Here is a 12018-nt window from a genome sequence, read left to right as displayed (position 1 = left end):
CTTTCGCGAATTTTGACAAAGGCGCTTGAAAGGGTGGCGGGGTTGCGATCCGCGGATGATGCTTGCCGTGATCGGATTGTGACGGATCGGAGAAACCATAGCCTGTACGCATTCGCAAACAGCGGGGAGCGACATGGCAAAGATTGCGATTGTGGGGGCAGGGCAGGCCGGCCTGCATCTGGGTATCGGCCTGCTTGCGGGCGGCCATCAGGTCACCATGGTATCGAACCGGACCGGGGCGGAGATCGCGGCGGGCTTCGTGACGTCGAGCCAGTCGATGTATGGCATGGCCCTCGGGTTCGAACGCGAGCTCGGCATCGATTATTGGCAGGACGGCGCGCCGCAGTATCGCGCCGCGCAAATGCGCGCCGCCGACAGCGAGGGCAATGTCGGCCTGTTCTGGCAGGGCGACATGGAAGAGCCGGGGCAGTCGATCGACCAGCGGATCAAGATGCCGCGCTGGATGGACCGTTTCGAGGAACTGGGCGGCGATCTGATCATTGCCGACGCCGACATGGCGATGCTCGAGCGGCTGGCGGCGAGCCACGATCTGCTGATCGTCGCTTCAGGCAAGGGCGAGATCGGCCGCCTGTTCGAACGCAATCCCGCGCGTTCGCCGTTTACCCAGCCGCAGCGGGTTCTGGCGCTGACGTATGTGCACCGGTTCAGCCCGCGTCCGGGCAAGCCGGCGATCTGCATCAACATCAATCCCGGCATCGGCGAATTCGTATCGTTTCCGGGGCTGACGCTCGACGGGCCTTGCGAGATATTCACGATCGAGGCGATTCCGGGCGGGCCGATGGATTGTTGGGGCGAAGTCAAAACCGCGCAGGACCATCTGGCGGTCAGCGAGCGCCTGCTGCGCGACTTCTTTCCGATCGAGGCGGAACGGATCGAGGGGCATCTCGAACTGACCGACGACAAGGCGGTGCTGCGCGGGCGGATCACGCCAACGACGCGCCATCCGGTGGCCGCGCTGCCCAGCGGCGCGCTGGCATTCGGCATTGCCGATGCGGTCTGCGTCAACGATCCGATCACCGGGCAGGGTTCGAACAACGCGGCCAAATGCGCCAAAGTCTATCTCGACGCGATCCTTGCGCATGATGGGCCGTTTGACGCGCAATGGATGAACGCGACGTTCGAAACTTACTGGGACTATGCGCGCTATGTCGTTGATTATACGAACATGACGCTGACCCCGCCGCCGCCGCACATGATGCAGATCCTGAAAGCGGCGGAAACCGATCCCACGCTCGCGCGGCTGATGGCCAACAGCTTCAACGATCCCAAGGCGATCGCGCCCTGGTACTACGATCCGGTCGAGGCGGACCGGTTCCTGTCGGAGCGCGCACAAGCGGCCTGACCATTCGGGCGACTTCTTAAATAAGCGCCTCAAAACCATGATCTTCGGGGAGTTTTCAACAATGCAAGCAACAGTCGAACTGCGCGCGCGGCGCATGCGCGCGCGCCATTTATTGGCCGGTCTCGTCTCGGCAATGGCGCTGGCCCAAGGCGGCCTTGCGCACGCCGACGAAGCCCCCAAGGCCGGGGCCTCGCCGCTTGACGAGGCGATCACCGTGACCGCGCGCAAGCGGGTCGAGCGGCTGCAGGATACGCCGATCGCCATCACCGCCGTATCGCAGCGCGCGATGGAAGCGCGCGGCATCCGCAGCACCGACGGGCTGGCCAACCTGACGCCCAATCTCACGCTGCAGAACAACCCGTCCTATTCGGGCGCGAGCAACAATGCCTCGATCTATATTCGCGGCATCGGCCAGTCGGATTTCGTGCCGACGGTCGAGCCGGGCGTGGGCGTCTATGTCGACGGGGTCTATGTCGCGCGCTCGGTCGGCGCGATTCTCGATCTGGTCGATTTTGACCGGATCGAAGTGCTGCGCGGGCCCCAGGGCACGCTGTTCGGGCGCAACACCATCGGCGGCGCGATTTCGGTGACGACGACCGCGCCCGATACCCGTGCGCTGGCGATCAGCGGCTCGGCCACGACCGGCACCGACGATCTGGCGGTGTTCAAGCTGATGGCCAATGTGCCGATCAGCGATCATTTCGCCGTGCGCGCCTCGATCGCCCATTTCGGGCAGGACGGCTATGTCCGGCGCGAATCCGACGGGTTGCTGCTGGGCAATCAGAACCATTGGGTCGGGCGGATCGCGGCACGGATCGAGCCTTTGCCCGACTGGACGGTGGATATTGCCGCCGATGGCACCACCGGGCGCGAAAACGGCCCGCCGACCAGCCTGATCGGCATCAATTACGGCAAGACCACCGATCCGGCGACCCCGCCGATGGCCGATATCTGGAACACCATCGCCAATGTGAAGGCGGGCGGCGGGCCGGTGCCTTGCGCCACGGCGGCGGCACCCGTGAACACGGCGGTCGCGGGCTGTTTCGACAATCGCTATGTGCTGGGCCCCAATGCCAATGCCGGGACCGGGCCGAGCGTGTCGAATTCCGACATCGGCGGGGTGTCGATGACGAATGCCATCGCGGTCAGCCCCGCGCTGACAATCAAGAGCATCACCGCGCTGCGCGCCATGGTGGGCACTTATGCCCGCGACGGCGATGACAGCCCGGCCGCGATCGCGCAGTTCTACGATCATATCACCCAGACCCAGTTCAGCCAGGAACTGCAACTGCTGGGCAAGGCGCTGGACGGGCGGCTCGACTGGATTATCGGGGGCTATTTCTTTCAGGAATCCGGCAACGACGTCAACAATCTGACCTTCACCATCTCGCAATTCCGCTCTGGCGGGTATTATCGCAACCAGAGCCTGGCGGCATTCGGGCAGGGCACGTTCAAGCTGACCGATACGCTGAAGCTGACGGCGGGGCTGCGCTATACCCACGATACCAAATGGTTCCATCCCGATCAGGTGATCATCGCCAATCTCGCCTCGTTCCTCGGCGCGCCGTTCAATTCGCCGATTTTCGATCCGGGCACGCGCATCCTGCCCGATGTCATGGCCAAAGTGCATTTCAGCGAGCCGACGCCGATGGTCAATCTGGCCTGGCAGCCGACGCAATCGCTGATGACTTATGCGACATGGTCGCGCGGGTTCAAATCGGGCGGGTTCAGCCAGCGCGTGTTTCCGCCGATCATTCCGGGGGTGACCACGCCGATCACCGATCCGGTCGCGGCGATCCCGAGCTTTGCCCCGGAAAAGGTCGATGTCTATGAAGCCGGGGTAAAATTCCAGACGCCCGATCGGCGCCTGACCTTCAACGCGGCGGCGTTCGACACCGAATACAAGGACATGCAGGTCCAGGTCTTCACCAGTGTCGCCCCGGTGTTTCGCAATGCGGGCAGCGCCTCGATCAAGGGGTTCGAGCTGGAAAGCCAGTTGCGCCCGCTGCACGGATTGCTGGTCGAAGGCACGCTTGGCCTGACGGCGGCGCATTACAAGCAGATCGACACGGCGACGACCTATATCGAGCCGACCAACATGTTCGAACGCGTTTCGAAATGGACCGCTTCGGCAGGTGCGACGTATGACATCCCGCTGGCCGGGGGATCATTGCTGCGCCCGCACGCCGACTGGTCGTATCGCAGCAAATTCTACAACGACGCTTTCAACACGCCGCAAATCGCCCAGGCGGGCTATTCGCTGTTCAACGCCAGCCTGGGATGGACCAGTGCCGGCGGCCAGATCAGTTTGTCCGCCAATGTCAAGAACATCGCTGACAAGCGCTATCTGCTTTCAGGCGTGCTGGTCGATGCGTTGCAGGCGTTTGAAGGCGTCTACAACCGTGGCCGCGAATGGTCGCTGACTGCTGCGTTCAAGCTCTGATTCACCGGTTCACCCTGACTGACGGGGCCATTCCATGCGGATGGTCCCGTCTTTTTTTGTCGGATATTTGCGTGAATCCCACAATGTGAGAGGGCGGTTTTGCGCTTGAGAACCGGGCCGATTAATGGCCTGATCCGTATAGGCGGCCCGGCTGAAACGGGCGCAATTTCACGACCAAAGGGTACAGGCGCATGTCCGCACAATCTGCAAACCTGATCGACATTTTCCATGCACGCCATGCCGGGCACGAGGGCAAGCCGGCGCTGGTCTGGCGCGGTGAAACGGTTTGCAGCTTTGGCGATCTGCCGCGCAGCATCGGGCGCTATCGCGCGGCGCTGGCGCAGCTTGGCGTCAGGCGCGGCGACCGGGTCATGGTCAAGACTGACAATTCGCCGGCATTTGTTTTCACCTATCTCGCGGTGCTGGCCTCGGGCGCGATTTTCGTGCCGATGAACGCGGCCTATACCGCCGCCGAAGTGGCGCTGTTGATCGAGGATGCCGAGCCGGTGCTGCTGGTCCATGCGGCGGCGACCGCCGTGCCGGACCTGGCCGAGGCGCCGGTGCGCCGGGTCACGCTCGAAGGCGATGGTAGTGGGGCGTTGCCCGATCTTGCCGCAACGCTTGAGCCCCTTGGCGGCGCGGAGCCGATGGGGGCCGACGATCTCGCCGCGATCCTGTTTACTTCCGGCACGACCGGGCGGCCCAAGGGCGCGATGCTGACGCATGGCAATCTGTCGAGCAATGTCGCCGCGCTGTTTGAAACCTGGCGCTTTTCGGATGCGGATACGATCCTCCATGCGCTGCCGCTGTTTCATGCCCACGGGCTGTTTGTGGCATTGCATCTCGCGCTGTTCAGCGCGGCGACCTTGCGCATGTTGCCCAAGTTCGACGCGAAGGCGGTGATTGCCGAATTGCCGCTGGTCAGCGTGTTCATGGGGGTGCCGACTTTCTACACCCGTCTGCTCGACAATCCGGCCTTCACGCGCGACGTGGCTGCGGCGCGGCGCTTGTTCATCAGCGGCTCGGCGCCGCTGTTGCCCTCGGTGTTCAACGCCTTCGAGGAACGCACCGGCCATCGCATTCTCGAACGCTATGGCATGACCGAAGCGGTGATGATCACCTCCAACCCTTATGAACAGGCGGGGCGTATCCCCGGCACAGTGGGCTTTCCGCTGCCGGGTGTGTCGTTGCGCGTGATCGATGGCGCGCGCGCCGAAGTGCCGACGGGCGAAGTCGGCGAAATCGAGATCAAGGGCCCCAATGTCTGTCGCGGCTATTGGCGGCGGCCCGAAGCGACCGCGGAAAGCTTTCATGCCGACGGCTATTTCCTGACCGGCGACACCGGGTTCAAGGACAGCGAAGGGCGCGTGACGATTTCGGGGCGGTCGAAGGATCTGATCATTTCGGGCGGCTACAACGTCTATCCGGCGGAAATCGAGATGATCCTCGCCGAAGTGTCGGGCGTGCAGGATGTGGCGGTGTTTGGCGTGCCGCATCCCGATTTCGGCGAGGCGGTCATGGCGGCGGTGACGCTCGATGGCGGCGCGTTTGACATGGGCGCGATGGAGGCGCTGATCGCGTCGCGCTTTGCCCGGTTCAAACAGCCCAAGGCGGTCCATGTGCTCGATGAATTTCCGCGCAACGCGATGGGCAAGATCCTGAAGGCCAAGCTGCGCGAAACTTACGCGGGCAGCTTCTCGTGACGGGTGTGCTGGCGGGAAGGGCGGGCCTGGTCACCGGCGCGGGCAGCGGCATGGGCCGCGCCGCTGCGCTCGCCATGGCGCGCGAAGGGGCCTCCGTCGTGCTCGTCGGGCGACGGGTCGCGCTGCTCGAGGCAGTGCAGCGCGAAATTGCCGATTTCGGCGGCCGCGCGGTGGTTTATCCCGGCGATGTCACCGATCGGGCCGTGGCCATGGGCGCGGTTGACGCCTGTATCGCGGCATTCGGCGCGCTCGATTGCGCGTTCAACAATGCGGGCGGCCATGGCGATCCCGCGCCGATCGATGCGACCGACGACGACGATGCCGTCGTCGATCTCAATTTTCGCGCGGTCATGTGGGGCGTCAAACATCAGGTCGCCGCGATGCGCCGTAAAGGCCGCGGGGCGATCGTCAACAATGCCTCGATTTTCGGGCTCAAGGGCATGCCCGGCATCGCCGCATATTGTGCGAGCAAGTTTGCCGTGGTCGGCCTGACCAAGGCGGTCGCGCTGGAATGCGCCGGGGCGGGCATTCGCATCAATGCCGTCGCCCCCGGCGGGACGGAAACGCCCAATTTCCTGCGTGTGATGGATGGCGATGCCCATGCCATGGACGCGATGGTGCCGATGGGGCGCATCGGCCAGCCCGACGAAGTGGCGCGCGCGGTGGTCTGGCTGATGTCGGACGCGGCCGGTTATGTCACCGGCTCTGTCCTGTCGGTCGATGGCGGACTGTCCGCCGGATAGCGTTTCAGAACACCGCAGGTACGCCCGCCAGTACCGCGTCCTGCGGATTTTCCGGCGTTGGATAGCTGCGCTTGGAATGTGCAAGGCCGAGATCGAGCAGCGTTTCGCACTGCTTGAACGCGATCAGGCCGGGATTGAGCACCGGCACATCGAGCCGTTCGGCCAGATAGCGGTGCGACTGGTGCATTGTCGTCGAGCCCAGGATGATCGCTTCGGCACCATCTTCGTCGATCGCGCGGCGGCATTGCTCTTCCAGCTTGCCGAACACGATGTCTTCCTTGCCGGCGAGCAACTCGCGCGTGTCGGGGCGCGTGGCAATATCGCGCACCGAGGCCAGCCGCGCGCCAAGCCCGGTTTCGACCGCCAGCTTGCGATAGATCCAGTGCCATTGCGGCCACATCGTCACGACCGAAAACCGCTTGGCGAGATCCGCCGCAAGGAAAAACGACGCGCGGCCCGGCCCGACGACAGGGATCGACAGCCGCGACCGCAGCGCGTCGAGCCCGGAATCGCTGACCGTGTTGAGGCACACGGCGGCAAAGCCTTCGTCTTCGGCGCGCTGACCCGCCTCAAGGCAAAAGGCATCGGCCATGGTCGCCTCATAGGCCGAATCGAGCGATGAGGTTCCGGCGCGAACGCCGGTGAATTCGACGCTGATGTCATCGCGCACCAACCCTGCGGGAAGCTGCGCGGCAAATCCTGCCAGCGCTTCTGCGGGAAGGGGAACGGGGACGATCATGCGGATGCGATGGCGGGTCATGGCGGTCTTTCCGGTTCAGTTGCAGACGGGCTGCGCGGGGTAGAGCTTGCGGCCGATTTCGCCGGCATGGCGGTTCAATTCGGCAACGATGGCGGGAACCGACTGGTGCGGCAGGCGCGGCGCCGGGGCAGAGCCGGACAGCGCGGCAACGACCTGGCCATCGGCATCCCGGATCGGGACCGCAACGCAGCGCAAGTCATCGAACAGTTCGCAATCGTCGAACGCATAGCCCTGTTCGCGCACCTTGATCAGTTCGCGCGAGAGCGCCGCGGGCTCGATGATCGTCCGCCCGGTCAAGGCGATGAACGGCCCTTCGGCGAGATAGGCGTCAAGGTGCGCCTCGGGCAGCGCGGCGAGCAGGACTTTGCCGAGGCCCGAGCAATAAGCTTCGAGCTTGGAACCGATCTGCGTCGGCAAGGGGTGGCTGCGCACGGTTGCCTTGGCGAGATACGTGACCATGAATTCGCTGTCGAGCACGCCGAGATGCGCGGTCGGCGTGATTGTCTGGGTAATGCGGCGCAGGCTCGGGTCCGCAGCGGCGGCAAGCAGCCCGTCGAGCGAGGCATGGCGGCCGAGTTCGAGCACGCCGAGCCCGATGCGGTATTTGCCCGGCGACGTGTGAATCACCGCGCCCAGCGATTCCATCGTCGCCAGCAGGCGATGCGCGGTCGCCACCGAAAGGCCGCATTGCGCGGCGATCGTGGGCAAGCTTTCGCTGCCGCCGCGACGGGCGATGCAGGCAAGGAGACTGAAAGCCCGGTCAACGGACTGAATGCGCGGCGTGGCCATGCTTTCCCCCCATGTCGGCCAGTCCTTGCGCGTCCGCCCTCTCGTGATTCGGGACGGGTTGTTCGTGGCTGGCAGATTGGTTGACAGACGGGTTGGCCCCGTCCTGATTGATAGAAAGCGTATCAAAGATCAATTGATAGTCAATCCAAGATAAAGTCGTTTCCTCTAAAGGGTGCCTCGATCATCCTCTCATGATATGAGAGCGCAGGCAGGGGTGCGCTTTGACAGCACGGCCGTCTGCCCATCATTCTCTCTCCACAAGCCAGATCCGAACCAGTGGGGTTCGCTTAGAAAAGGGCGGGCGTCTGCAACGGCGCCGACATGTCCGGGGACTGGCTCGACAAGGGGAGCTAAACATGATGGGGATTTCGAAATTGAGCCTGGCGGGCGTGTCGCTCGCCGCTTTGATGACCGCCGCGTCGCCCGCGATGGCCGACGATGCCGCGCAGCCGACGCCGAAACCTGCCGATGGGGGCGAGATCATCGTTACCGCGCAGCATCGCGCGCAATCGCGTCAGGATGTCGGTATCGCCATCGCCGCCTTTGGCCGCGAAGCGCTCAAGACCTTGAACGTCCAGTCCTCGGTCGATATTGCCCGCATCACGCCGGGCGTATCGCTGTCGAGCAATGTCGGCGGGCAGAACAGCCAGTTTTCGATCCGCGGGGTGACCCAGAACGATTTCAACGACGCGGTCGAGGCGCCGGTCGCGGTCTATGTCGACGATGGCTATGTCCCCAACATGCAGGGGCAGACGTTCGGGATGTTCGACCTCGAACGCGTCGAAGTTCTCAAAGGTCCGCAAGGCACGCTGTTCGGGCGCAACGCGACCGGGGGCCTGGTCCAGTATGTCGTGACCAAGCCGAGCGATCAGCTCGATGCGACTCTCAATGCCGGATATGGCCGCTACAACCAGACGCGGATCGACGGCGCGATCGGCGGCCCGCTGACGCAGACGCTTTCGGCGCGGGCCTCGTTCTATTACGACCGCAACGATGCCACGCTGAAAAACGTCTATCCGGCAGGGGCGGCAGGCGGCACGCCGGTCAATCTGGGCGGAGTCACATCGCCGTGCTGCGCCAACGAAGGCAATGCGGACACGCTCGCCGGACGCCTGCAGCTGCAATATCAGCCGTCGAGCGATCTGACCGTGCGTCTGGTCGGCTCGATCGCGCGGCAGCGCATGTCGACCGGGCCCTATCAGCAGGAAGCCACGATTGCCGAAGTCAATGCTGCGGGCAGTGTGATCAATTCGTATGCCGCCTCGCCGACCGAGACGCGCGCGGCGATCGGGCCGGGCGGCGCCAATTACACCGGCTTTTCCGGCTCGCCGACGTCACGTCTGGCGGGGGCGGACTGGTTCGGCTTTACCGCGCCCAATCCGGCCTTGCGCCAGGTTTCGGTCGGTTATGCCAGCTCGAACGCCAATTGGACCGACAGCTATAACGGCGCGCTGCATGTCAATTACGACTTTTCCGGCATGCATTTCGTTTCGATCACCGACTTCAAGAGCTTCGACAAGAGCTTTGCGATGGACGTCGCCGCTTCGCCGACGAGCTTCGTTGCCTATGGCACGCTGGCGCATACGCAAAGCTTCAGCCAGGAACTGCGCCTGTCGGGCAGCGGGCCAAAGCTCGACTGGACGCTTGGCGCCTATTACCTGTTCATCAACGCGCGTGCTTCGGACGGCTTTATCGCGCCGGCCTACAGCCTGTTTGCCGGGAGCCTTGGCGCGACCGACACCGGCATTGACCTGACCAACAGTTTCCGGCTCAAGACGTCGTCGGGATCGCTGTTCGGGCAAGTCGAATACGAGTTCGTGCCGAAGTGGAAAGTGATCGTCGGCGGCCGCATCATCAGCGAGCATCAGACGTATGACTTCGCGTCGGGCGCCACGGCCAATCTCGATCCTTTTGCGATCAATCCGGTCACGGCGAGTTCGGAACTGTTCCCGTTGCAGCCGAGCTTTGACGACAGCCGCACCGAGACGCTGTGGACCGGCAAGGCGCAGCTCGAATACCATCCCGATCACGATCTCCTGATCTACGCCGGGGTCAATCGCGGGGTAAAGGGCGGCAGTTTCAATGCCAAGCTGCCTGACGGCACTCCGGCGCTGCCCGCTTCGCAGATTCCCTACAGCCCCGAAGTGCTGTGGTCCTACGAAGCCGGGTTCAAGCTGACGTTCCTCAACGGGGCGGGCACGTTCGATGCTTCGGGCTATTACTACGATTACCACAACTATCAGGCGTTCACGTTCCAGAACGTGTCGGGTGTGGTGCAGAACCGCAATGCGCGCACGTATGGTGCCGAAGCAGAACTCGTGCTGCGGCCGGTGCAGGGATTGCAGCTGAATGCCTCGGTCTCGGCATTCGATGCGCAAGTCAAGGATCTGCAGATTGCGCCTGGCGTGTTTCGCAATGTGCGCCCTTCGTTTGCCCCGCGCACGCAGATCGCGGGCCGGGTCAGCTATCGCCTGCCGGTTTCGATCGCGGGCGGGTCGCTGACGGTCAATGGCGACGGCACGTATACCTCGGGCTCGTTCAACAATCTGCAGAATTTCGATTCGCAGTGGATGCCCGGCTACACGCTGTTCAACGCCGGGGTGACCTGGAAGGACGCGGGCGGCCACTACAACCTGGGCGTCTTTGTCAACAACGTCACCGACAAGCTTTACAAAGTCAGCGGCTATGACCTGTCGAACCTCTGCGGCTGTTCCGAAGAAGTTTACGGCAAGCCGCGCTGGTGGGGTGTGACCGCCGGCTACAGCTTCCGCTGATCCAAGCGCCCGGCATGCAAAATGCCGGGCGCGAAATTCCCCCCCTGCCGATGACCCGCATGGCTGCCTCAGCCGAAAGGAACCAGTCCGATGAACGAACAGACCCCCGTCCGCCGACGCAGGACGGTCAGCGCCAACCAGATCGCCGCCGAGCGGATGAACGATGAAAAGACCCAGGGGCAGTATCAGCCCTACAAGGATGCCGCCTGGGGTTTCATCAACCATTGGTATCCCGCGCTGTTTTCCGAGGAACTGCCCGAACAGAAAGTCGAAGGCATCCAGATCGCCGGCGTGCCGATCCTGTTGCGGCGCGCGGCGGGCAAGCTTTATGCGATCAAGGACCAATGCGTGCATCGCGGCGTGCGCCTGTCGTCAAAACCGATGTGTTTCAACGACACGTCGATCGCCTGCTGGTATCACGGCTTCAATTACGACCTTGAAACCGGCATGCTGAACAACATCGTCGCCAATCCGGACAGCACGCTGATCGGCAAGACCGGCGTCACCACGTATCCGGTGCAGGAAGTGGCGGGCATGATCTTCGTCTTTGTGCGCGAAGATGACTTCCCGCTCGAAGATGTGCCGCCGCTTCATCACGACTTGCCCGTACGTTTCCCCGAAAACAACGAACGCTTTCCGCATCCGTTGTGGCCCGATACGCCCTCGCTGCTCGATGAAGGCGCGGTGGCCATGGGGATGCATCGCACTGGCCAGTCGAACTGGCGGATCGCCTGCGAAAACGGTTTCGACAACGCGCATATCCTGGTCCACAAGGACAATACCATTGTCCACGCGCTCGACTGGGTGCTGCCGCTGGGGATCCTGCCCGCGTCCGACGATGCGATCACGCTGATCGAAGACGAAGACGGCCCCAAGGGGCAGATGCAGTGGTTGTTCACCGACCGCTGGAAGCCGGTGCTCGAAAACGAGGCGCTCGGGCTCAAGGTCGAAAACCTCAAGGGGCGTTTCTATCGCACTTCGGTCGTGCTGCCCGGCGTGCTGATGGTCGAAAACTGGCCCGAGGAACATTGCGTTCAGTACGAATGGTACGTGCCGATCACCGATGACATGTACGAATACTGGGAAGTGCTGGTGCGGGTCTGCAAGACCGACGAGGACCGCAAGAAGTTCAAATATCGCTTCGACACCGTCTATGTGCCGCTGTGCCTGGAAGGGTTCAACGACTGCGATCTCTATGCGCGCGAGGCGATGGAGGAATTCTATGCCGACGGGACCGGCTGGGATGACGAACAACTGGTCGAGACCGACATTTCCCCGGTGGTCTGGCGCAAGCTCGCCTCGCGGTGGAATCGCGGCATTGCCAAGCCCGGCAAGGGCGTGACCAACGCCACCAAGACCGGCTCGATCCGCATGCGCCGCCTCGCCGAAGGCAAGGCCCCAGGCTACTTTGTCGAAAAGATCGAGAATGTTAACAAGCGCTGA

Annotated in this window: 8 protein-coding genes; 6 read left to right on the top strand and 2 right to left on the bottom strand. The window is 63.2% G+C overall.

The window, feature by feature from the left end; genetic code table 11:
* The first annotated feature begins 133 nt into the window (after positions 1-133).
* The 4 genes from AQZ50_RS10420 (at position 134) to AQZ50_RS10405 (ending at position 6252) form a co-directional block, all read left to right on the top strand.
* The gene (locus AQZ50_RS10420) at positions 134-1363 is read left to right on the top strand and encodes a styrene monooxygenase/indole monooxygenase family protein (protein ID WP_197412460.1); all 1230 of its coding nucleotides are present in this window, start codon (positions 134-136) and stop codon (positions 1361-1363) included.
* 61 nt (positions 1364-1424) lie between these two features.
* On the top strand, positions 1425-3806 hold the full coding sequence (locus AQZ50_RS10415; protein WP_067746188.1) for a TonB-dependent receptor: 2382 nt from the start codon (positions 1425-1427) through the stop codon (positions 3804-3806).
* Between the two features lie 191 nt (positions 3807-3997).
* Complete coding sequence (locus AQZ50_RS10410) at positions 3998-5509, top strand: AMP-binding protein (protein WP_067746186.1); 1512 nt, start codon at positions 3998-4000, stop codon at positions 5507-5509.
* Entirely contained in the window at positions 5506-6252 is a 747-nt protein-coding gene (locus AQZ50_RS10405; protein ID WP_197412459.1) for an SDR family NAD(P)-dependent oxidoreductase, read from the top strand. The genes AQZ50_RS10410 and AQZ50_RS10405 overlap by 4 nt, the downstream gene beginning before the upstream one ends.
* Before the next feature lie 4 nt (positions 6253-6256).
* Here the strand turns inward: AQZ50_RS10405 and AQZ50_RS10400 are convergent, their stop codons facing one another.
* On the bottom strand, positions 6257-7012 hold the full coding sequence (locus tag AQZ50_RS10400) for an aspartate/glutamate racemase family protein (RefSeq protein WP_067746184.1): 756 nt from the start codon (positions 7010-7012) through the stop codon (positions 6257-6259).
* 15 nt (positions 7013-7027) lie between these two features.
* The gene (locus AQZ50_RS10395; protein ID WP_067746182.1) at positions 7028-7801 is read right to left on the bottom strand and encodes an IclR family transcriptional regulator; all 774 of its coding nucleotides are present in this window, start codon (positions 7799-7801) and stop codon (positions 7028-7030) included.
* Between the two features lie 356 nt (positions 7802-8157).
* Between AQZ50_RS10395 and AQZ50_RS10390 the strand changes: the two genes are divergently transcribed.
* Positions 8158-10575, top strand: coding sequence for a TonB-dependent receptor (locus AQZ50_RS10390; protein ID WP_067746180.1), 2418 nt, complete (start codon positions 8158-8160; stop codon positions 10573-10575).
* Positions 10576-10665: 90 nt separating this feature from the next.
* Positions 10666-12018 carry a Rieske 2Fe-2S domain-containing protein gene (locus tag AQZ50_RS10385; RefSeq protein ID WP_067746178.1) on the top strand — a complete coding sequence of 451 codons (1353 nt, stop codon included), beginning with the start codon at positions 10666-10668 and terminating at the stop codon, positions 12016-12018.

It is taken from the genome of Novosphingobium sp. Fuku2-ISO-50 (assembly GCF_001519055.1).
Taxonomy (GTDB): Bacteria; Pseudomonadota; Alphaproteobacteria; order Sphingomonadales; family Sphingomonadaceae; genus Novosphingobium.
Note: the sequence above shows the minus strand (reverse complement) of the source record. Positions and strands in the feature narration are given on the sequence as shown.

Coding starts and splice junctions, on each gene's coding strand:
- AQZ50_RS10400 (WP_067746184.1), bottom strand. CDS start 7,012: ATGACCCGCCATCGCATCCGCATGATCGTCCCCGTTCCCCTTCCCGCA.
- AQZ50_RS10395 (WP_067746182.1), bottom strand. CDS start 7,801: ATGGCCACGCCGCGCATTCAGTCCGTTGACCGGGCTTTCAGTCTCCTT.
- AQZ50_RS10385 (WP_067746178.1), top strand. CDS start 10,666: ATGAACGAACAGACCCCCGTCCGCCGACGCAGGACGGTCAGCGCCAAC.
- AQZ50_RS10415 (WP_067746188.1), top strand. CDS start 1,425: ATGCAAGCAACAGTCGAACTGCGCGCGCGGCGCATGCGCGCGCGCCAT.
- AQZ50_RS10410 (WP_067746186.1), top strand. CDS start 3,998: ATGTCCGCACAATCTGCAAACCTGATCGACATTTTCCATGCACGCCAT.
- AQZ50_RS10420 (WP_197412460.1), top strand. CDS start 134: ATGGCAAAGATTGCGATTGTGGGGGCAGGGCAGGCCGGCCTGCATCTG.
- AQZ50_RS10390 (WP_067746180.1), top strand. CDS start 8,158: ATGATGGGGATTTCGAAATTGAGCCTGGCGGGCGTGTCGCTCGCCGCT.